This window comes from Lentzea albidocapillata subsp. violacea (genome assembly GCF_900100275.1).
Lineage (GTDB): Bacteria > Actinomycetota > Actinomycetes > Mycobacteriales > Pseudonocardiaceae > Lentzea > Lentzea violacea.
The window spans coordinates 35,533-55,675 of sequence record NZ_FNET01000026.1 but is presented as its reverse complement, the minus strand read 5'-3'; the positions used below and the strand labels follow the sequence as shown (position 1 = coordinate 55,675).

General features: G+C 68.6%; 20 protein-coding genes. 12 read left to right on the top strand and 8 right to left on the bottom strand.

What is annotated here, in order from left to right; all coding sequences use genetic code 11:
* Nucleotides 1–17: 17 nt before the first annotated feature.
* Together BLR21_RS36240 and BLR21_RS36235 are read right to left on the bottom strand one after the other, a co-directional pair.
* Complete coding sequence (locus BLR21_RS36240; protein ID WP_143028032.1) at nt 18–1,130, bottom strand: cytochrome P450; 1,113 nt, start codon at nt 1,128–1,130, stop codon at nt 18–20.
* Nucleotides 1,105–1,644 carry a TetR/AcrR family transcriptional regulator gene (locus tag BLR21_RS36235; protein ID WP_090013857.1) on the bottom strand — a complete coding sequence of 180 codons (540 nt, stop codon included), beginning with the start codon at nt 1,642–1,644 and terminating at the stop codon, nt 1,105–1,107. Before BLR21_RS36235 ends, BLR21_RS36240 begins: the two co-directional genes overlap by 26 nt.
* Nucleotides 1,645–1,917: 273 nt before the next feature.
* Here BLR21_RS36235 and BLR21_RS36230 point away from each other — a divergent pair, with 273 nt between their 5' ends.
* On the top strand, nt 1,918–3,522 hold the full coding sequence (locus BLR21_RS36230) for a sensor histidine kinase (protein ID WP_143028031.1): 1,605 nt from the start codon (nt 1,918–1,920) through the stop codon (nt 3,520–3,522).
* Nucleotides 3,519–4,169 (top strand): response regulator, encoded by a 651-nt coding sequence (locus tag BLR21_RS36225; protein WP_030479625.1) that lies wholly within the window; start codon nt 3,519–3,521, stop codon nt 4,167–4,169. Before BLR21_RS36230 ends, BLR21_RS36225 begins: the two co-directional genes overlap by 4 nt.
* Before the next feature lie 59 nt (nt 4,170–4,228).
* Here BLR21_RS36225 and BLR21_RS36220 read toward each other — a convergent pair whose 3' ends face one another.
* A complete protein-coding gene (locus BLR21_RS36220) occupies nt 4,229–4,495 on the bottom strand; it encodes a GlsB/YeaQ/YmgE family stress response membrane protein (protein ID WP_090013716.1) in 267 nt (88 codons plus the stop codon).
* Between the two features lie 135 nt (nt 4,496–4,630).
* On the opposite strand from BLR21_RS36220, the gene dxr reads away from it, so the two are divergent.
* The 7 genes from dxr to map all read left to right on the top strand — a co-directional run bounded on the left by dxr (nt 4,631) and on the right by map (nt 11,932).
* A complete protein-coding gene (gene dxr / locus BLR21_RS36215) occupies nt 4,631–5,761 on the top strand; it encodes a 1-deoxy-D-xylulose-5-phosphate reductoisomerase (RefSeq protein WP_090013713.1) in 1,131 nt (376 codons plus the stop codon).
* A 7-nt stretch (nt 5,762–5,768) separates the two neighbouring features.
* Nucleotides 5,769–6,980, top strand: a complete 1,212-nt coding sequence (locus BLR21_RS36210; protein ID WP_256335164.1) for a M50 family metallopeptidase — start codon at nt 5,769–5,771, stop codon at nt 6,978–6,980.
* A gap of 50 nt (nt 6,981–7,030) precedes the next feature.
* Complete coding sequence (gene ispG / locus BLR21_RS36205) at nt 7,031–8,161, top strand: flavodoxin-dependent (E)-4-hydroxy-3-methylbut-2-enyl-diphosphate synthase (RefSeq protein WP_036016096.1); 1,131 nt, start codon at nt 7,031–7,033, stop codon at nt 8,159–8,161.
* A gap of 114 nt (nt 8,162–8,275) precedes the next feature.
* The gene (locus tag BLR21_RS36200) at nt 8,276–9,127 is read left to right on the top strand and encodes a GNAT family N-acetyltransferase (RefSeq protein ID WP_176929946.1); all 852 of its coding nucleotides are present in this window, start codon (nt 8,276–8,278) and stop codon (nt 9,125–9,127) included.
* Between the two features lie 18 nt (nt 9,128–9,145).
* A complete protein-coding gene (locus BLR21_RS36195) occupies nt 9,146–10,936 on the top strand; it encodes a penicillin-binding transpeptidase domain-containing protein (RefSeq protein ID WP_256335163.1) in 1,791 nt (596 codons plus the stop codon).
* Nucleotides 10,936–11,064 carry a hypothetical protein gene (locus BLR21_RS44205; RefSeq protein WP_256335162.1) on the top strand — a complete coding sequence of 43 codons (129 nt, stop codon included), beginning with the start codon at nt 10,936–10,938 and terminating at the stop codon, nt 11,062–11,064. Before BLR21_RS36195 ends, BLR21_RS44205 begins: the two co-directional genes overlap by 1 nt.
* 10 nt (nt 11,065–11,074) lie before the next feature.
* Entirely contained in the window at nt 11,075–11,932 is an 858-nt protein-coding gene (gene map / locus BLR21_RS36190; protein ID WP_030479618.1) for a type I methionyl aminopeptidase, read from the top strand.
* Here map and BLR21_RS36185 read toward each other — a convergent pair.
* Nucleotides 11,919–12,599, bottom strand: a complete 681-nt coding sequence (locus BLR21_RS36185; RefSeq protein WP_090013851.1) for an alpha/beta fold hydrolase — start codon at nt 12,597–12,599, stop codon at nt 11,919–11,921. The genes map and BLR21_RS36185 overlap by 14 nt on opposite strands.
* Before the next feature lie 28 nt (nt 12,600–12,627).
* On the opposite strand from BLR21_RS36185, the gene BLR21_RS36180 reads away from it, so the two are divergent.
* Nucleotides 12,628–14,127: a cobyric acid synthase gene (locus BLR21_RS36180; RefSeq protein ID WP_090013709.1), complete on the top strand. Its 1,500-nt coding sequence runs from the start codon at nt 12,628–12,630 to the stop codon at nt 14,125–14,127.
* Here BLR21_RS36180 and BLR21_RS36175 read toward each other — a convergent pair.
* Nucleotides 14,051–14,944 (bottom strand): EamA family transporter, encoded by an 894-nt coding sequence (locus BLR21_RS36175; protein WP_090013706.1) that lies wholly within the window; start codon nt 14,942–14,944, stop codon nt 14,051–14,053. The genes BLR21_RS36180 and BLR21_RS36175 overlap by 77 nt on opposite strands.
* Nucleotides 14,945–15,017: 73 nt before the next feature.
* Here BLR21_RS36175 and BLR21_RS36170 point away from each other — a divergent pair, with 73 nt between their 5' ends.
* Nucleotides 15,018–15,911: a LysR family transcriptional regulator gene (locus tag BLR21_RS36170; protein ID WP_090013702.1), complete on the top strand. Its 894-nt coding sequence runs from the start codon at nt 15,018–15,020 to the stop codon at nt 15,909–15,911.
* On the opposite strand, the gene BLR21_RS36165 is transcribed toward BLR21_RS36170, so the two are convergent.
* Genes BLR21_RS36165 through BLR21_RS36155 form a run of 3 tightly spaced genes read right to left on the bottom strand, consistent with a single transcriptional unit; the run spans nt 15,908 to nt 18,815 of the window.
* Entirely contained in the window at nt 15,908–16,999 is a 1,092-nt protein-coding gene (locus tag BLR21_RS36165; RefSeq protein ID WP_090013700.1) for a winged helix DNA-binding domain-containing protein, read from the bottom strand. The genes BLR21_RS36170 and BLR21_RS36165 overlap by 4 nt on opposite strands.
* Nucleotides 16,996–18,099, bottom strand: coding sequence for an epoxide hydrolase family protein (locus BLR21_RS36160; protein WP_211257825.1), 1,104 nt, complete (start codon nt 18,097–18,099; stop codon nt 16,996–16,998). Before BLR21_RS36160 ends, BLR21_RS36165 begins: the two co-directional genes overlap by 4 nt.
* A gap of 44 nt (nt 18,100–18,143) precedes the next feature.
* Nucleotides 18,144–18,815 (bottom strand): FadR/GntR family transcriptional regulator, encoded by a 672-nt coding sequence (locus BLR21_RS36155; protein ID WP_030479609.1) that lies wholly within the window; start codon nt 18,813–18,815, stop codon nt 18,144–18,146.
* A 54-nt stretch (nt 18,816–18,869) separates the two neighbouring features.
* On the opposite strand from BLR21_RS36155, the gene BLR21_RS36150 reads away from it, so the two are divergent.
* Nucleotides 18,870–20,108, top strand: coding sequence for an MFS transporter (locus BLR21_RS36150; protein WP_090013849.1), 1,239 nt, complete (start codon nt 18,870–18,872; stop codon nt 20,106–20,108).
* The last annotated feature ends 35 nt before the right edge of the window (nt 20,109–20,143 follow it).

Genomic DNA, 20,143 nt, shown 5'->3' with positions numbered 1-20,143 from the left:
GGACGCCTGGGCCAAGGTCAAGACCGGCTGACGGGGAACGACCTCATCCCGCGGATCACCACCGAGTCGCGGAACGCCACCGGCCCCGTCTGCCGCAGCTCCGGCATCCGGCGGATCAGCGCGCGGAACGCCACCTCGCCCTCCATGCGTGCGAGCGTCGCACCCAGGCAGTAGTGGATGCCGCTGGAGAACGCGAGGTGCTCCGGCTTGTGCACGCGCATCACGTCGAACTTGTGCGCCTCCGGGTAGACCTCGGGGTCGCGGTTCGCGGCGCCGATCAGCAGCGTCACCCACTCGTCCTTGCCGATCTGCCCGACCTGTTCGTGCGCGATCCGGCTGGTCATCTGCACCGGCGGTGCCCACCGCAGTGTCTCCTCGACTACCGCGGACGCGAGTTCGGGCCGGGCCTTGAAGAGCTTCCACTGCGCGGGGTGGTCGAGCAGGGCGCGCGTGCCGTTGCCGATCAGGTTCACCGTGGTCTCGAAGCCCGCGACCAGCAGCAGTACCAGCGTGCCGAGCATCTCCTGCGCGGTGAGCTTCTGCTCGGCCTCCGCGGTGACCAGCGAGCTGATCACGTCGTCGCCGGGTGTCCTGCGGCGTTGGGCGATGAGGCGGTCGAACAGCGCGAGCACCTTGTCGTTGGCGTTGGCCATTTCCTGGGTCACCCCGGAGTCGAACGACGCGGCGACGAGTGCGCCGTAGTCCGCGAACTCCGCGGTGTCGGCGTCGGGGATGCCCAGCAGGTTGCTGATCACCGAGATCGGCAGCGGCGCCGCGAAGTCCGCGATCAGGTCGAACTCGTCCTTGTCGAGCAACGACTCCGCGACCTTCTCGACGCGGGACCGGTACTCGTCGATCTTCTTCGGGCTGAACGCGGGCATGGCGATCCGGCGCAGCCGGGTGTGGTCCGGTGGGTCCTGTTCCAGGAACGACTCGGGCAGCAGGCTGCCGTTGCTCGGATAGCTGCCGTCGGAGAGCCGGACGCCGAACCTCCGATCACGCAGGATCCTGTTGGCCAGTGGATGGCTCGTCGTGAGCCACGTGCCGCCGTCCTGGACCAGCGGGCCCTGTGCGCGGAGCCGTTCGTAGATCGGGTGCGGGTCGTCATGTCCGGTCAGTTGTTCCAGCACTGCTTACCCCCTCGAACACCGTGGTCAGTACGAACCGGGGAGCGTCCAACGGCGCGAGACGGCCGTAGTTGATCGCTTCCCAGGCGTTGAAGAGCCCGGCGTAGAGGGTGTGCAGGATCCACCACGCGGGCAGGTCGCGGCGCAGCTTGGTGCCCTGCAGCCGGGTGATCAGGTCGAGCACGGGCCGGTCCATCTCCTCGATGCGCGTCCTCAGTTGCTCGTCGCGCTCCAGGCCGGGGAAGCGGAGCAGGAACTCCACCCGCGGGCCGAGCGCGACCAGACGCGTCATGAGGTCCTCGATCGCGTCGTCACTGCCGAAGTCCACCTGGCACGACACGGAGTCGATCAGGTCCAGCGCGTCGTTCGCGACCGCGCGGACCAGCGCCGTCCGGGTCGGAAAGCGCTTGTGGAGTGTGGTCCTGCCGACACCGGCCGCCCGCGCGACGTCGCTCAGGGACGCGGTCGGGTCCTTGAGCAGTACGGACGTCGCCGTCTGCAGCAAGTGAACACTCATGTTCACAACGGTACACAGGTGTTCACTCGGCCGCGTAGCGCGGGATCCGTCACGCGGCTGGCCGAACTTCAAGCCAGGGCTGTCATGTCTCCCCCTGAGAGATTGATGTGCAGGAGGCGGAGCATGTCGAGACGATCATGCGTGGGGAGGGTCCTTCGAACCTCGTCGAAGCGGTTCCACGCGACCTGGGTCAACCTCGGCGTCAACTTTCGTCGCGGGAATTCGATACTCCAGCGTGCCGCGCGGACATGGGACGTCTCGTAGTTTGAGAGCGTGACTACTGCTGTGCGGACCAGGGCCGAGGCGTTCCGCGCCGACACCCTGGCCCGGCTTCGGGGGCTGACCCCGGTGCGGCTCGTCGGCGACCTGCTCGTCATGGTCGGCGTGCTCGTGCTGGACCTGTGGCCGGGGCCGTGGGCGGAGACGAAGGCGTCGGGCTGGACGCTCGTCGCCTACTTCGCCGTCTACGTGGTGATGTTGCCCCTGCGGCACCTGCTGCCGGCGACGGCCATGATCGCGGGCGCGGCGATTCCGTTCTTCGGTCCGGCCATGATGGTCGTGCTGAGCTACACGGCTGGCCGCCGGATCGAGTCGTGGGTCAAGGCCGTCGTGTCGACCACGATCACGTTCGTCGTCGTGGTGCTGCTGTGGGACTGGGACAAGCGTCCACTCGACATAGAACCCGTCTACGGCATGCTGATCCTGGTCACGATCTTCGGCGTGGGCGTGGCGCTGCCGTTCCTCGTCGGCCGGTACCTGGCGCAACGCGAGGCGCTGGTGCAGGCCATGCAGGACCGCGAGGGGCGCATGCGCGTCGAGCACAGGATGTTGTCGCGGCAGGTCCGTCTCCGCGAACGCAGCCGCATCGCCCAGGACATGCACGACAGCCTCGGCCACCGGCTGTCGCTGATCTCCGTGCACGCCGGCGCGCTGGCGCTGGACCCGTCGCTGGGGGACAAGCAGCGCGAGGCCATCGGGGTGCTGCGCTCGGCCGCGTTGACCGGCATGGGGGAGTTGCGGGCGATCATCGGCGTGCTGCGCGCGGAGGACGGTCCCGACGACGACCCCGCGACACGGACCGCGGAGTCCATCGACTCGTTGGTGAGCGACGCGCGCAAGGCCGGTGTTCTGGTCAGTCTGGTGCGCGGCGGGCAAGCACACCCGTTGCCGTCCCGTGTCTCTCACGCGGCCTATCGCGTGGCCCAGGAAGGCCTGACCAACGCTGCGAAGCACGCACCGGGCGCCGCCGTGCAGGTGACGGTGAAGTACGAGCCGGACGCGCTGGTCGTGGAGGTGCGCAACAACCCGTCGCGCAACGGTTCGCCGGTCCAGGCGCCGGGCGTCGGCCTGATCGGGCTCACCGAACGAGTGCGCGTGGCCGGCGGCATCCTGCACGTCGGCGCGTTGCCCTCCGGAGGCTTCCGCATCGCCGCCGTGCTGCCGTACGAGGAGACGCCGCTCCCCGACGAGCCCGAGGACGAGCAGGACGAGACCGAATCGCCGCGCGGCATCCGCAAGTGGGCGGGCGTCGGCTCGATAGCGGGGGCGTCGGTGGTGCTGACGATCATCATCGGCGGCTTCACCTACCTCGGCTCGCAGCCCGTCACCGACGTCGTGTCGCAGGAGAGCCTCGACAGGATCGAGGTGGGCCAGGCGGAGGCCGACGTGCGCGCGTTGCTCCCGGCCGGTGACGAACCCCTGGTCGCCGACGGTGAACGCAAGTCCCAGGCCAGCCCCGAACCGCCGGGCGCACGCTGCGTCTACCACATCACCGACGAGCAGTCGTACCTCGCGAAAGGCACCCGAGTGGTGCGTTTCTGCTTCCGGGACGGCAAGCTGGTCGAGAAGAAGATCCACGTTCAGAGGACAGGTCAATGATCCGGGTGCTCATCGCCGACGACGAGCCGCTGATGCGCGCCGGCATCAAGGCCATCCTCGGCACCGCCGACGACATCGAGCTCGTGGCGGAGGCCGGCGACGGCCGCGAGGCCCTGCAGATCGTGCGTGAACGCCGGGTCGACGTGGCCGTGCTCGACATCCGCATGCCGCGCATGGACGGCCTGGCGTGCGCGAAGGAACTGCGGGTGGTGGCACCTTCGGTCCGGGTCGTGATGCTGACGACGTTCGGCGAGGACGACAACATCGTGCGCGCGCTGTCTGATGGCGCGGCCGGCTTCCTGCTGAAGGACTCGGCGCCGGAGGAGCTTCTTCGAGCCGTGCGTGCGGTCAACAACGGCGAGGCGTATCTGTCGCCGATGGTCACGTCGCGGGTGGTCGGCATGGTGGCGACGTCGGGGCAGCCGAAGCGGCAGGAGGCGCAGAAGGCCGTCGAGGGGCTGACCGACCGTGAGGTGGAGGTGCTCGCGCTGCTCGGGCAGGGCATGTCGAACGCTGACGTCGGCGCGAAGCTGCACATGTCCGAGGCGACGGTGAAGACCTACGTGTCCCGGTTGCTGGCCAAACTGGGGCTCACGAACCGGGTGCAGGCGGCGTTGCTGGCACGCGACGCGGGCATCGCGACCTGACTGGAGCAAAGACAGAGACCGTTCGGGTGACACCCGAACGGTCTCAAACGTCTGTGCGGCTAAGCGTGACTGCGCTTGCCCGTTACCAGGCGGTAGATGCCCAGCAGGATCAGCGATCCGACGATGGCCAGCAGCCAGGTCCGAAGATCGAAGAACGAGCCCAGGTCGGTCCCGAACACCGCAGATCCGATGAATCCGCCGAGAATCGCACCCACGATGCCGAGCAGCATCGTGATGATGAAACCGCCGGGGTCGTTACCAGGCATGATTGCCTTGGCGATGGCTCCAGCCAGCAGACCGAGCACGATCCATCCGAGGATGCCCACGGAGAGTCTCCTTCCAACGACTTGACGCCGATGGAATGCCCTCGAACTGGCGACTTCACACCTTCAAGACCGCTCCGTTATCAAAGTAACGGGCTGTGCCGTGCTCTCAGGCACTCTCCGGAACAATGAGGGGCGATGAGTACTCCACGCACTGTCCTGGTCCTGGGCTCGACCGGCTCGGTCGGCACCCAGGCGCTCGACGTCATCCGGCGCAACCGCGACCGCTTCCAGGTCGTCGGCCTCGGCGCGGGTGGACGTCAGCTCGGCCTGCTGAAAGAGCAGGCAGCGGAGTTCGACGTGAAGACGGTCGCCGTCGCCAACGGCGCCGAGGTCCCCGGCGTCCGGACGCTGACCAGCATGGCCGACCTGGTCGAGGCGGTCCCGGCGGACGTCGTCCTCAACGCCATGGACGGGTCCAGGGGGCTGGAACCGTCGCTCATGGCGCTCGAAACGGGGGCCACGCTCGCCCTCGCGAACAAGGAGTCGCTCATCGCGGGCGGGCCGCTCGTGCTGAAGGCGGCGAAGCCCGGCCAGATCGTGCCGGTCGACTCCGAGCACTCGGCACTCGCGCAGTGTCTTCGGGGTGGCACCGCGGATGAGGTGCACAAGCTGGTGCTCACGGCGTCCGGCGGGCCGTTCCGCGGCAAGACCCGCAAAGACCTCGAGGCCGTCACCGTCCAGCAGGCGATGGCGCATCCGACCTGGTCGATGGGCCAGGTCGTCACGATCAACTCGGCGAACCTGGTCAACAAGGGCCTGGAGCTGATCGAGGCGCACCTGCTGTTCGGGGTCCCCTACGACCGCGTCGACGTCGTGGTGCACCCTCAGTCCATCATCCACTCCATGGTCACCTTCACGGACGGCTCGACGCTCGCGCAGGCGTCGCCTCCGGACATGCGGCTGCCGATCTCGTTGGGGTTGTCCTGGCCCGAGCGCGTCGCGGGTGCGGCCGCCGCCTGTACCTTTGACACCGCCACCTCGTGGACGTTCGAACCCCTGGACAGCGTCACCTTCCCGGCGGTCGAGCTCGCGCGGCAGGCAGGCACCGCCGGCGGTTGCCTTCCTGCGATCTACAACGCCGCGAACGAGGAGGCACTCGCCTCCTTCGTCGCCGGCCACACGTCGTTCCTGTCGATCGTGGACACCATCGGCCAGGTTCTCGGCGAGGCGAACGACTGGCAGAAGGACCCCGCGGACGTCGCGGAGGTCCTGGCCGCCGAGGATTGGGCACGCGCACGTGCCCGCGAGCTGGTTGGAAGGAACTGAACTTTCCGTGAACACATTCATCAACATCCTCGGGGTGCTGCTGTTCGCGTTCGGCATCGCGGTCTCCATCGCGTTGCACGAGTTCGGGCACCTGCTGACCGCGAAGTTCTACGGCATGAAGGTCACCCGCTACTTCATCGGTTTCGGCCCGAAGATCTTCTCGTTCCGCAGGGGCGAGACCGAGTACGGCCTGAAGGCGATCCCGGCCGGCGGCTTCTGCGAGATCACCGGCATGACGGCGCTGGACGAGGTGCACCCGGACGACCGCAAGCGCGCCTTCTACAACCAGAAGGTGTGGAAGCGCGTCGTCGTGCTGTCCGCCGGTTCGATCACGCACTTCATCCTCGGCTTCATCATTCTGCTGATCCTCGCGATGTCGCTGGGCCTGCCGAACAACAAGGACCTGCCGGTTCTCGCCGAGATCACGCCGTGCGTGCAGGACCACACCGTCGGCCTCACCGCGCCGTGCCAGCCCGGCGCCCCGGCTCCGGCCAAGGACGCGGGCCTGCAGCCCGGCGACGAGGTCATCGCCATCGCCGGCAAGCCGATCTCGACGTGGTCGGAGATGCTCACGATCACCCGTGAGCTGAACGGCCCGACCGAGTTCAAGGTGCTGCGCGACGGCAAGGAGGTCGCGCTCTCGGTGAACGTGCCGAAGGTCACCCGCGAGGTGCTGGACGGCAAGGGCGGCCGCGAGGTCAAGGAGGTCGGCGCCATCGGCGTCACCTGGCAGCAGAACTTCGAGTACAGCCCGCTCGCGGCGGTGCCGGCCTCGATCGCGTTCACCGGCGACATGTTCGTGAACACCTGGAAGGGCCTCATGCGCTTCCCGGAGCGCATCCCGGCCGTCGTCCAGGCCATCGGCGGCGGCGAGCGCGACCTCGACACCCCGATTTCAGTCGTGGGTGCGTCCCGGCTCGGTGGCGACGCCGCGGAACGGGGCCTGTGGGCGTTCTTCATCCTCATGCTGGCCGGTCTGAACTTCTTCGTCGGTGTGTTCAACCTCCTGCCGCTGCTCCCGCTTGACGGTGGTCACATCGCCGTCAACCTCTACGAACGGGTGCGAGACTGGGTGAGGAAGCTGCGCGGGAAGCCCGCCGGCGCCCCGGTCGACTACATGCGCCTGCTGCCACTCACCTACGTGGTCATCTTCATCGGCGGCGCCATCACGCTGCTGACCGTGACCGCCGACATCGTCAACCCGATCAGGTTGCAATAAGTGATCCACGGAAAGGTGCACAACCCATGAGTGACGGCGTGATGCTCGGAATGCCGGCACTGCCGCCGCCGGTGCTGTCGGAACGTCGCAAGACCAGGCAGCTGATGGTCGGCAACGTCGGTGTCGGCAGCGAGTTCCCCGTCTCCGTCCAGTCGATGACGACGACGCTCACGTCGGACGTCAACGCGACGTTGCAGCAGATCGCGGAACTCACCGCGTCCGGCTGCGACATCGTCCGGGTCGCCTGCCCCTCGCAGGACGACGCGGACGCACTGCCGGCGATCGCCAGGAAGTCCCAGATCCCGGTGATCGCCGACATCCACTTCCAGCCGAAGTACGTCTTCGCCGCCATCGAGGCTGGTTGTGCCGCGGTCCGGGTGAACCCCGGCAACATCCGCAAGTTCGACGACCAGGTCAAGGAGATCGCGGCCGCCGCCAAGGACCACGGCACGCCGATCCGGATCGGCGTCAACGCCGGTTCGCTCGACCCCCGGCTGCTCAAGAAGTACGGCAAGGCCACGCCCGAGGCGCTGGCCGAGTCGGCGATGTGGGAGGCGTCCCTCTTCGCGGAGCACGACTTCCACGACATCAAGATCTCCGTCAAGCACAACGACCCGGTGGTCATGGTGCGCGCGTACGAACTGCTGGCCGAGCAGTGCGACTACCCGCTGCACCTGGGCGTCACGGAGGCCGGCCCCGCCTTCCAGGGCACCATCAAGTCGGCCGTGGCGTTCGGCGCGCTCCTGCGCCAGGGCATCGGCGACACCATTCGGGTGTCGTTGTCCGCCCCGCCGGTCGAGGAGATCAAGGTCGGCCACCAGATCCTCCAGTCGCTCAACCTGCGCCCGCGCAAGCTGGAGATCGTCTCCTGCCCGTCGTGCGGCCGCGCCCAGGTCGACGTGTACACGCTCGCCGAGCAGGTCACGGCAGGTCTGGAGGGCATGGAGGTGCCGCTGCGCGTCGCCGTCATGGGCTGCGTCGTGAACGGTCCCGGTGAGGCCCGCGAGGCCGACCTGGGTGTCGCCTCCGGCAACGGCAAGGGCCAGATCTTCGTGAAGGGCAAGGTCATCAAGACCGTGCCCGAGCACGCGATCGTGGAGACCCTCATCGAGGAGGCCATGCGCCTCGCCGAGGAGATGGAACCGGTCGAGGGCGGAACCCCGGCCGTCACGGTCGGCTAGCACGTACGAACGAAAGGGGCGCCTCATGGCCGTGAGGCGCCCTTACCGTGTGTCCAGGCACAAGGCACTGTTGGCTGATGCCACACACGCGGTGAATCTGGCACGCTAGGTGACGTGCTGAGGCTTGCCGGAGCTCGCGTTCTCGACGAGCGCGACCTGATCGACGTGCGCGGGGTCTTCGACAACGACCCCGTGGCGGCGTGCATGGTCGCGGCACGGGTGGAAGCGGCCGGCCTCGACCCGTGGCGCCTGGGCGGCGAGATGTGGGGCTCGGACTCCAGGCCCCTCCGCGGCCGTGTCGACGGCCTGTGCTTCTCCGGGCCGAACCTGATCCCGCTCAGGGGCAGCGCGACGGCCATGCGCATGTTCGCCGATCGCGCCCGCCGCCGTGGGCGCATGTGCTCCAGCCTCGTCGGCCCCGCCGAGCAGGTCCTGACCCTCTGGGACGAGCTCCAGTCCGACTGGGGCCCGGCCAGGGAGGTCCGCGGGGACCAGCCGCTGATGGCCATCTCGACGACCCCGAAGGTCACCCCGGACCCGCACGTCCGCCAGGTCCGCCCGAGCGAGCTGAACCGCTACCTCCCCGCCGCCATCTCGATGTTCATCGAGGAGGTGGGCATCGACCCGTGCGCCGAGGACGGCGGCGCGGGCTACCGGGCACGGGTGTCCGAGCTGATCGCCGCGGGCAGGGCCTTCGCCCGGTTCGAACACGGCGAGGTCGTCTTCAAGGCCGAGATCGGCGCCATGTCCAGCAGGGTCGGCCAGATCCAGGGCGTCTGGGTCCGCCCGGACCGCCGGGGCGAGGGCATCGGCACCGCGGGCACGGCGGCGGTGGCCGACCGGCTGACCAGGGTTCTCAACAGGACCGCGAGCCTCTACGTCAACGGCTACAACCACGTGGCGCAGGCCGCCTACCGGCGAATCGGATTCGAACAGGTCGGGCAATACGCCACTGTCCTCTTCTGAACGGGCATACTCGCGCGAGTGCGCCTTCTCGCGACGATCACGGTGTTGCTGGTGACGGTGAGCGGCTGTGGGCTGTTCGAATCCGAACCAGGGGCACCGGAGATCACCAACGACTTCCTGGCGAAGCTCGCGTCCGGTGACGTGCAGGGTGCCGCCGGGATGACAGACAACCCGAACGACGCCAAGGAGACCCTCGAGAAGTTCCGGGGAGCGCTCAAGCCGGAAGGCCTGAGCAGCAAGGTCGACCAGATCCGCAAGAACGGCGAGCTGGCGTCCGAAGCGTCCGTCACGCTCGACTGGAACCTCGGCAAGAACCGCCACTGGACCTACCCGGCCAAGTTCGACGTGCGCCAGGACGGCGACACGTGGAAGGTGCACTGGGCGTCCTCGGTGGTGCACCCGAAGCTCGCGCCGCAGCAGTCGATCAAGCTCACCGAGCTCACACCGGACCCGGCGCCGGTGCTCGACCGCGACGGCACGCCGTTGCTCGCCCCCGAACGCGTCGTCTCGGTGCTGCTCGTCGGCAAGGAGGCCGGTGACGTCGCGGCGGTCACGAAGTCCCTTGCGGACGCGCTGAACCCGCTCGACCAGGCCATCACCCAGCAGACGATCACCGACGGCGTGGGCAAGACCCCGGAGGGCCAGGCCTACCAGGTGGCGGCGCTGCGGGACGCGGACTACCAGTCGGTCAAGCCGAAGATCTACGACCTGCCCGGCGTGCGGTTCAGTTCGCAGACGTCGTTGCTGGCACCGAGCCGCAACTTCGGCTCCCAGGTGCTGCCCGCGGTGCGCAAGCTCGTTGAGAACGACATCGCCGGTAACGCCGGATTCCGCGTCAGCACGGTCGACGCGCAGGGCACCGAGGTCGAGGAACTGCACTCCAAGGCCCCCGAGCCGGCCAAGGCCGTGAACATCGCGCTGTCGCGGGTGGTCCAGGCCGCCGCCGAGGACGCCGTCGAGCCGCTCACGCAGCCCACGGTCCTGGTGGCCATCCAGCCGTCCACCGGCGACATCCTGGCCGTCGCGCAGAACGACCCGGCCGACGCCCAGGGCGCGCTCGCGCTGACCGGCCGCTTCCCGCCCGGCTCCACGATGAAGGCCGTGAGCGCACTCGCCGCGATCCAGTCCGGCAAGGTCACCGCCGACACCCCGCTGCCGTGTCCCGGCAAGACCACCATCGACGGACGACGGATCGTGCCGAACTCCAGCGAGTTCGAGAAGGGCACCATCCCGCTGCGGTCGGCGTTCGCGTTCTCCTGCAACACCACGTTCGCCCAGCTCGCCGTCGACATGCCGCCGGACCTGCTGACGAGCTCCGCGCTGTCGCTCGGTCTCGGCGTCGACTTCGAGATCGCCGGGCTGACGACGATCACCGGTTCCGTGCCCCCCGCGACCGACGTCGTGGAACGGGCGGAGGACGCGTTCGGTCAGGGCAAGGTGCTGGCCTCGCCGTTCGGGATGGCGCTGGTCTCGGCGTCCATCGCGAAGGGCTCGATGCCGGTGCCGCAACTGGTGCGCGGCAAGGAGACCAAGGCGGACAAACAGCCCGCCGGACCGCCCGCGGCCGCGCTCGACCCGGTGCGGCAGATGATGCGCGAGGTCGTCGACTACGGCACTGCACCACAGCTCAAGCCGTACGGAGACGTGCGGGGCAAGACTGGCACCGCACAGTTCGGTGACGGCGTGCACTCACACGGGTGGTTCATGGGCTACCGGGGCGATCTCGCGTTCGCGACCATCGTTCTCAGCGGGGAGACTTCGACACCAGCCGTGGAGGTGGCGGCGAGGTTCCTCAAGGCGGTGCCGTGATGAGCAAGACCAAGGACCTGACCACGCGTGAACGGCTGATCCGGGCCGGCATCCTGCTGCCCGCGCCGCGCCTGCCGGAGCCTCGTGCCGAGGACCAGGTTCAGGGCGGTCCACGCGCGGACGGCTAATCTGGAGAGCATGTCTGTTCGTGCTCCGCTGCAACCCGGTGTGCAATCCTCGCGGCGTCAGGTGCCCTCGCGCATCGTGCGTCCCGAGTACGTCGACAAGCCCGCGCCCACGCGCGGCACCGACCCGTGGGTGCAGACGCCGGAGATCATCGAAGCCATGCGGATCGCCGGGCGCCTCGCCGCCCAGGCGCTGCAGGAGGCCGGCAAGGTCGTCGTACCGGGCGTGACGACGGACGAGATCGACGCCGTCGCGCACGAGTTCCTCTGCGACAACGGCGCGTACCCGTCGACGCTGGGCTACCGCGGCTTCCCGAAGTCGTGCTGCACCTCGCTCAACGAGGTCATCTGCCACGGCATCCCGGACAGCACCGTCGTCGAGGACGGCGACATCGTGAACATCGACGTCACCGCGTTCATCGGTGGCGTGCACGGCGACACGAACGCCACGTTCCTCGCGGGCAACGTCTCCGAGGAGGCCAAGCTCCTCGTCGAGCGCACGCACGAGGCGACGATGCGCGCCATCAAGGCCGTGAAGCCCGGCCGCGAGCTCAACGTCGTCGGCCGCGTCATCGAGGCGTACGCGAACCGGTTCGGCTACGGCGTCGTGCGCGACTTCACGGGCCACGGCATCGGCCGCGCGTTCCACAGCGGGCTCGTGGTCCTGCACTACGACGAGCCGTCGGTGAAGACGGTGCTGGAGCCCGGCATGACGTTCACGATCGAGCCGATGATCACGCTCGGGGACTACGAGGGCGAGATGTGGGACGACGGCTGGACCGTCACCACGAAGGACAAGAGCTGGACCGCCCAGTTCGAGCACACGATCGTCGTGACCGACACGGGCTCGGAGATCCTCACAGTTTGCTGATCACGGTCTTCAGTGCGGCCGCGACAGCCGACGGCGACGTCGCGGCCGCCAGGTGGTGCGACTCCAGGCGCTCCACGGGCCAGCCGAGTTCCCCGGCGCGAGCCGCCGCGTCCTCGTAGAACGACGACAGCTGCACGTACCCGCACGCGCCGGACCACTCGACGACCGGGCGCTGTTCCTTCATGAACTCCCACGGCACCTCGGGTGCCTCGTCGCGCATCTCCTCGCGCAGGCCGGCGGGCACGAGCTTCAGCGGGTCCGAGTCGAACCAGCGGTCCCAGCGCGGCAGCCTGCCGTCCCGCACGGACGCCTTGAGCTGGTTCACGAGGGCGGGATCGACGGTTTCGCGCCACGCCTTGCCCGGCGTGGGCAGGTCGGAGTCGAGGAACACCAGGCCGGCCACGTCCATTTCGAGGGCGTCGGCGAAGCACGGCAGCAACGGGCCCGCGCCGCTGTGGCCCACCAGCACCAGCGTGCCGCCGACCCCGGCGTCCTCCAGGGCGTCGGCGAAGGCACCGATCAGCCGCTGGTGCACGGGCGCCTCGTTGATCCTCATCTCCAGGTCGACCAGCAGGACGGCCACCCCGTCGGAGGCCAGTTCGTCGGCGAGCGGGCGCATGCTCGAGGGGCCGAGGAACGGGCTGTGCATGAGCACGACGGTGAGCATGGGGGTGATGATGGCAGCATTGGCGTCCATGCGGGGCGCGATGTTGATCTGTGGGACGACCTCGGACGCGGGCAAGAGCGTCCTGGTGGCCGGTCTGTGCCGCTTTCTGGCACGCCAGGGCGTCGACGTGGTGCCGTTCAAGGCGCAGAACATGTCGAACAACTCGTTCGTCACACTCGACGGCGGGGAGATCGGCCGGGCCCAGGCGGTGCAGGCGCGGGCGGCGTTCAAGGAGCCGAGCGTCCGGTTCAACCCGGTGCTGCTCAAGCCCGGCAGTGACCGCACGTCCCAGGTCGTCGTGCTCGGTCAGGCCGTCGGCGAGGTCTCGGCGCTGAGCTACCGCGACCGCAAGCAGCAGCTGCTCGGCACCGTGTTGTCCACTTTGGACGAGCTCAGGCGTGACCACGAGGTCGTGATCTGCGAGGGCGCTGGCTCGCCGGCCGAGATCAACCTGCGTGCCAACGACATCGCGAACATGGGCCTGGCCGTCCACGCGAACCTGCCGGTGCTCGTGGTCGGCGACATCGACCGCGGTGGCGTGTTCGCGCACCTCTTCGGCACGGTCGCGGTGCTGGACGCCGCGGACCAGGCGTTGATCTCCGGTTTCGTCGTCAACAAGTTCCGCGGCGATCCGCGGCTGCTCGAACCGGGCCTGCGCCAGCTCAAGGCCTTGACCGGCCGGCCGGTGCTCGGTGTGCTGCCGTGGAGCGAGGAACTGTGGCTCGACGCCGAGGATTCGTTGTCCTACAACGCGGACGGCGTGATCGGCCGGCCGCGGCCGCCGAAGCGTGACTGGCTTCGGGTGGCCGTGATCCGGTTGCCGCGCGTCTCGAACGCCACCGACGCCGAGGCGCTGGCCTGCGAGCCCGGTGTCTCGGTGCGGTTCGTGACCGAGCCGTCCCGGCTGGCCGACGCGGACCTCGTCGTGCTGCCCGGCTCGAAGGCCACCGTCTCCGATCTCGCCTGGTTGCGGGAAACCGGTCTGGCGCAGGCGATCCAGCGCTTCGACGGCCCGGTGCTCGGTATCTGCGGCGGGTTCCAGATGCTGTCCAAGCGCATCGAGGACGACGTGGAGTCGGGGCGTGGCACGGTCGACGGCCTCGGCCTGCTCGACGTCGACATCCGGTTCCAGCCGCGCAAAACGCTCGCCACGCCGTCGGGCACCGCGTGGGACGAGCCCGTCACCGGCTACGAGATCCACCACGGCCAGGTCGTCCGCAGTGGCGAGAACCCGCTCATCGGTGACGAGGGCGCCCAGACCGACCGCGTGCTCGGCACCCACTGGCACGGCCTGCTGGAGAACGACGCGTTCCGCCGCAGGTTCCTGCGCTGGGCGGCCGAGCGCGCGGGCCGTGACTTCGAACCGGGTGAGGTGAGCTTCCAGGCCGCCCGCGAGGCCCAGCTGGACCTGCTGGGCGATCTGGTCGCCGATCACCTCGACACGAAGGCCGTCATCGACCTGCTGGAACGAGGGGCTCCGGCAGGACTTCCGTTCGTGCCGCCCGGCGCCCCAGCAGCTGCGGAATAGCCAGCCCGACCAGCACCAGGCCACCGGCGACGGCCTGCAGCCCCGTCAGGTCCTCGCCGAGGAACGCCCACGCCGAGAACATGCCGAACACCGGCACCAGCAACGAGAACGGTGCCACGACGGACGACTCGTACTGGCGCAGCAGGAATCCCCAGATGCCGAACCCGAGCAACGTCGAGATCCACGCGACGTACCCGACCGCACCCACGCCGGCCCAGTCGAGGCGGCCGAGCGCGCTCATGTCCTCCGTCAGCGCCGACAGCGCGAACAGTGGAAGCACCGCTACGGCACTCACCCACACCATGAACCGCAACGTGTCCGCCGGTCGTGCGTACCGCATCAGCACGTTCGACACGCCCCAGCAGACCGCCGCCGCGACGATCAGCGCGAACCCGAGCAGTGGCGACGAGAGGCCGTAGTCCCACGCGATCACCCCGATCCCCGCGAGAGCCAGGGCGATGCCGGTGATCTGCACGGGCTTCGGCCGTTCGCGCAGCACGACCGCCGCGAACACTGCCGTGAAGATGACCTGGCTCTGCAGCACCAGGCTCGACAGCCCCGCCGGAATGCCCGCCTTGAGGCCGATGAACAGGAAACTGAACTTCGCGACGCCCAGCACCAGCCCGACCGAGATGACCCAGCGCCACGCCACCGACGGCCGGCCGATGAAGAAGATCGCGGGCACCGCCGCCGCGAGGAACCGCAGCGCGGAGAACAGGATCGGCGGGAACTCGTCCAGGCCGATCTTGAGCACGACGAAGTTGAAGCCCCAGATGGCGGCGACCAGCACAGCGAGCAGAACGTGGCGGGGACTCATGCCCTCAAGCTTGCGCTCGACAACTATTTAGCACTAGTTCCGATTTCTAAGGTCATGGGTTTAGCATCACTACATGCTGGATCTGGGAAGGCTGAAGGCCCTGCACGCCATCGCCGTGCACGGCACGGTCGGCGCGGCGGCCGAGGTGCTCGGCTACACGCCGTCCGCGGTGTCGCAGCAGATCGCCAAACTCGAACGCGAGACCCGCACCACGCTGCTGGAACGCAGTGGCCGCGGTGTTCGCCTCACCGACGCCGCTCGCCTGCTCGCCGACACCGCGAGCCAGGTCCTCAAGCTCGTAGAGGAGGCCGAGGTGGCGCTGGAGGAACAGCGAGGCGCCGCGATCGGCCGCCTCTGCATCGGCTCGTTCGCCACGGCCGCGCGCGGACTGCTCCCGGACGTCCTCGTCAGACTGACCGAGCAGCACCCGGCCCTCGACGTGCGGCTCACAGAGATCGACCCGCCCTATGCCACCGAGGCCGTCGCACGCGGTGAACTCGACATGGCGATCGTGCACGACTGGGCCAACACGCCCCTGCCCGTGCCGGCGTCGCTGTCGCGCGCGTTCATCGTCAACGACGTCGCGGAGGTGCTGATCCCGATCACGAACCCGTTGTCGCGCAAGGAGTTCCTCGAACCCGTCGACCTCGCGGGCGAGCGGTGGATCTGCCAGACGGAGGGGTCGATCTGCTTCGACTGGCTGGAACGGACGTTCCACGGCGCGGGCATCGAACCGGTGGTGGCGTACCGGATCAGCGAGTACCGGACGCAGATGGCGTTGCTGGCCAAGGGGATCGGGGTGGCGCTGATCCCGCGGCTGGGCAGGGGAGAGGTGCCGGGCAACGTGCGCGCCGTGCCGTTGCGGCCGACGCCGACGCGGAGGTTGTACGCGGTGTGGCGGACGCAGGCCTCGCGCAGGCCCGCCATCACCGCGGCACTCGACATCATCAAGCAGATGGCGATCTAAGGAGCGACGACCACGTGCGGCTTCTTGGGCGCCATGATCTTCAGCACCGCCTTGGCCTCGCGGATCACGCCTGCCATGTCCTTCTTGGTGGTCCTGAAGTACGGCTCGATCGTCAGCGTCGCCGCGTCCTTGTTCTCCACCACGTTCCAGGTTCCGCGCAGGAACCCGTCCACGAGGAACGTCGGCGGGAACACGCCGTTGCGCACCGCGCCCCACCGCGACCGCGCGTCCTCGCTCATGATCCGCTTGCGGTCCGCGTGCCCCAGCAACACGTTGTCGAACGCGGGCAACAGCCGTGCGGGTGCCGGCACGTCCTCGGACACGATCACGCCGTCCGGCACGTCGAGCAGCACCTTGCCGTCCTCGTTCTTGTACTCCACGAGTTCGAGCTCCGCCGCGTGCGCCTTGAGCCCGATCAACCGAGACCAGGCCTGCATGTCCGCGAGCGTCGCCGGTCCGAACGCCCGCAGGTACCGCTTGATCAGCTCGGGCACGGCGGCCTGCTCGGGAAGCTCGCGTCCCAGCCACGAGGCCATGGCGACGTTCTGCGGAACGCCGCCCACGCCCCAGATCCCGCGTGGCGGCACCTGGATCATCGGCACCAGCATCTGCGCCTGCGTCGACATCTCGCGGGCCTTGGCCTCGGGGAAGTGCTCCTCCAGGTGCGCGCCGATCTCCGCGACCGTGCGCGGTTCGGCGTCGATGTACTCGCGCGTGATGCGTGCCAGCTTGTCGAGGTCGATCTCGACGCGGGTGGCGGGCGGCATCACGATCTTCGCCCACTTGTTGAGCTCCGGCTGCAACGCGGTGCGCATCAGGTACACGTCGTCGGCCGAGATCAGGTGCAAAGTGCCGCGCCACAACGTCATCCGCACCAGCGAGCGGTCGATGATGAGCTTGCTCAGCGCGTCGACCCTGTACGGCTTTAGTCGCGTCCACAGTGCGAGGTACGGCGGGATCGGTGCCTGGGCCTGAAGGCCGCCGAGGTGCTCGACGGCCTCGACGATCGGCATGGACGTCCGCTCCAGGAGCAGCTGCCGCGCCAGGAGGGTCCGGTTGAGGGTGCGGTTCGAAAGTGTTGTGCTCACAGTGATTCGAAGAACTTCCTGATGTCTTGGACCAGCAGGTCCGGCTCCTCCATCGCGGCGAAGTGGCCGCCGCGGTCGAACTCGGTCCAGTGCACGATCGACGGGATCATCTTCTCCGCCAGCGACCGCACCGGCAGGCTCAGGTCGTGCGGGAAGATCGCGACGCCCGTCGGCACCGTCGAGGGCTGTTGCTGGCCCCACGATGCCGACTGCTCCTTGTAGAGCGCCGCCGAGGAGCCCGCCGTGCCGGTGAACCAGTAGATGGACACGTTGGTCAGCATCTGGTCGCGGTCCACCGCGTCCTCGGGCACGCCCTCGTTGTCCGTCCAGTCGTGGAACTTCTCCGCGATCCACGCGAGCTGCCCGACGGCGGAGTCCGTCAGCGCGTACGACAGCGTGCGCGGCCGGCTGCGTTGCAGGTGCATGTAGCCGGAGAGTTCCTTCTGGTAGTGGTCGAGCGATTCCAGCGCGCGCAGTTCCTCGTCCGACAGGTCGTTGACGCCCTGCGGCCGGAAGGTCTGCAGCATGTTCACGTGCACGCCGATGACCTGCTCGGGGAACACCCGGCCGATCTCCTGCGCGATGCCCGAACCCCAGTCGCCGCCCTGCGTGCCGTAGCGGTCGTACCCCAGACCTTCCATCAGCTTCGCGAACGCCCACGAGACGCGCAGGACGTTCCAGCCGGGTTTGCGCACGGGACCGGAGAAGCCGAAGCCGGGGATCGACGGGATCACGAGGTGGAAGTCCTCGGACAGCGGCTCGATCACGTTCAGGAACTCGACGAACGAGCCCGGCCAGCCGTGGATGAGCAGCAACGGTGTCGCGTCCGGGTTCTTCGAGCGGACGTGCAGGAAGTGGATGCGCTGCCCGCTGATCTCGGTCGTGAACTGGGGGTAGGAGTTGATCCGCTCTTCCTGCGCGCGCCAGTCGAACCCGTCGCGCCAGTACTCGGCGAGCGGGCGCAGGTAGCTCAGCGGGATGCCGTAGGACCAGCCGACGCCCGGCAGGTCCTCCTCCGGCCAGCGCGTGCCGGCCAGACGTGAGCGGAGGTCGTCGATCTCTGCCTGCGGGATCTCGATGCGGAACGGCGTGATCTCCATGGCCCCCACGCTATGAGCTCATGCGGACACCTGCTGTCCGCGGTTCAGCAGAACTTCTCGATCAGCTCCTCGAAGAAACCGCCCGCCTCGATCGCCGCCTTCTCCTGGTCACCGTCCCGGACCGCGTGCAGCAGCCCGGTGTGCGACACCTGGTCCTGGCCGGGCTGGCTGGTGTCGACAGAGGCCGCCACCGAAGCTTTGACCGCCTCGGTCAAGCCCTGGTAGAGCTCGGCTAGAAGCGTGTTGTGCGAGCACTGCACCAAGAGCACGTGGAACGCGGTGTCGTGCTCGATCACCTCGGCCCACTGCTCACCCTCCATCGCCGCGTCGCGCTTGTGCAGCAACTCGGTGAGGCGCGCCAGTTCGGCGTCCGTGCGGTACTTCGCGGCCAGGCGCGCGCCCTCCATCTCGAGGGTGCGGCGGACCTGGAGCACTTCCTTCAGCTCGGTCCCGCACATGCGGCGGACCGCGCCGGAGATCTCGCTGGTCGCGCGGACGAACGTGCCGTCGCCCTGTCGCACCTCCAGCAGTCCGGCGTGGGAGAGCGCGCGCACGGCCTCTCTGACCGTGTTCCGCCCCACCCCGAGCGCGGTGACCAGCTCGGGTTCGGGCGGGATGCGCTGCCCGACGGGCCATTCGCCAGTCGTGATCGCGCCGCGCATCTGCTCGATCACCTGGTCGACGAGACCCGCCCGCCGGGTAGTGGCCAACGGCACAGCGTCATCCTTTCATCCGAACATCCTACGTCTGCGATAGTGGTGCGCGTGACGATGAAGCAGACGACTCTTGCCGCACAGACTGCCACCGATCGCGGTCGCAGGGTGATGGTCGTCAAGAATCGTCACGTTCCGCTGGTCGGGTCCACGCTGCTCGCGATCGGGGTCGCCCTCGCTGCCGCGAATCTCCGCCCTGCGGTGACCAGTCTGGCCTCGGTCCTCGGTGATGTCCGCGCCGCCCTTGGGGTTTCGGCCGCATGGACCAGTGCGTTGACGGCCGTTCCGGCGCTTTGCTTCGGCTTCGCGGCGTTCGCGGCCCCCTGGCTGGGTCGCCGCCTCGGCATGGCTCGTGCGATCGGACTGTCACTAGGGGTGCTCACGCTTGGCCTGGTGCTGCGCGTGATCGACGGTCCGTGGGTCGTGCTGGGCGGCACCTTCATCGCGTGCGGGGGCATCGCGGTGTCCAATGTGCTGATCCCCGTGGTGGTGAAGGCGTCCTTCCCGAACAAGGTCGGCCTGCTTACCGGTGTGTACACGGGAACGCTCTCCGCGGGTGCGGCGTTGGCCGCCGCGCTGACTCCTCGGATGGAGGAGTGGCTCGGCTCGTGGCGTCTGGCCGTCGGCGCGTGGGCGCTGTTGTCGGCCGGTGCGGTGGTCGTGTGGTTCGCCGGGGCGCGGCACGGGGCCGCGTCGACTGTGGTGCGGTCGGTCGCGCCGGTGGAGAAGCGGTCACTGCTGCGCAGCCCGCTGGCCTGGGTGATCACGGTGTTCTTCGGGCTGCAGTCGTTGTTCGCCTACACCGTCATGGGCTGGCTGCCCGCGATGCTCGTCGACTCCGGCGTCGACCGGAACACCGCCGGCATGCTGCTCGCCGTCTCGATGTTGCTGAGCGTTCCGGTGAGCCTGTTCGTGCCGCCGATCGCCGCCCGGTTCTCCAGCCAGGCGCCGATGGTCCTGGCGCTGGGCGTGCTGTCGTTCGCCGGGATCCTGGGCATGCTGGTGGCGCCCGCCGCCGCGCCAGGCCTCTGGATGGTGCTGATCGGGTTCGGCATGGGCATGTTCCCGCTGGCGTTGCTGGTGATGTCGCTGCGCACCAAGTCCACTTCGGACACCGCCCGGCTGTCGGCGATGGCGCAGAGCATCGGCTACCTGATCGCGGCTTCCGGGCCGTTCGCGTTCGGCGTGCTGCGCGAGGCCACCGGGACGTGGACCACGTCGTTGACGCTGCAGCTGGTGCTGCTGGTCGCGCTGACCGTGCTCGGCATGATCGCCGGGCGTCCCCGCTACGTCTAGCCGGTCAGGAATCAAGAAGCCTTGCGTTCGCGCTG

Excerpts from the sequence above, each read along its gene's own strand:
- ispG (WP_036016096.1), top strand. The coding sequence starts at position 7,031 with ATGCCGGCACTGCCGCCGCCGGTGCTGTCGGAACGTCGCAAGACCAGG.
- map (WP_030479618.1), top strand. The coding sequence starts at position 11,075 with ATGTCTGTTCGTGCTCCGCTGCAACCCGGTGTGCAATCCTCGCGGCGT.
- BLR21_RS44205 (WP_256335162.1), top strand. The coding sequence starts at position 10,936 with ATGAGCAAGACCAAGGACCTGACCACGCGTGAACGGCTGATCCGGGCC.
- BLR21_RS36150 (WP_090013849.1), top strand. The coding sequence starts at position 18,870 with ATGAAGCAGACGACTCTTGCCGCACAGACTGCCACCGATCGCGGTCGC.
- BLR21_RS36180 (WP_090013709.1), top strand. The coding sequence starts at position 12,628 with ATGCGGGGCGCGATGTTGATCTGTGGGACGACCTCGGACGCGGGCAAG.
- BLR21_RS36235 (WP_090013857.1), bottom strand. The coding sequence starts at position 1,644 with ATGAGTGTTCACTTGCTGCAGACGGCGACGTCCGTACTGCTCAAGGAC.
- BLR21_RS36160 (WP_211257825.1), bottom strand. The coding sequence starts at position 18,099 with ATGGAGATCACGCCGTTCCGCATCGAGATCCCGCAGGCAGAGATCGAC.
- BLR21_RS36185 (WP_090013851.1), bottom strand. The coding sequence starts at position 12,599 with ATGCTCACCGTCGTGCTCATGCACAGCCCGTTCCTCGGCCCCTCGAGC.
- dxr (WP_090013713.1), top strand. The coding sequence starts at position 4,631 with ATGAGTACTCCACGCACTGTCCTGGTCCTGGGCTCGACCGGCTCGGTC.
- BLR21_RS36175 (WP_090013706.1), bottom strand. The coding sequence starts at position 14,944 with ATGAGTCCCCGCCACGTTCTGCTCGCTGTGCTGGTCGCCGCCATCTGG.
- BLR21_RS36170 (WP_090013702.1), top strand. The coding sequence starts at position 15,018 with ATGCTGGATCTGGGAAGGCTGAAGGCCCTGCACGCCATCGCCGTGCAC.
- BLR21_RS36225 (WP_030479625.1), top strand. The coding sequence starts at position 3,519 with ATGATCCGGGTGCTCATCGCCGACGACGAGCCGCTGATGCGCGCCGGC.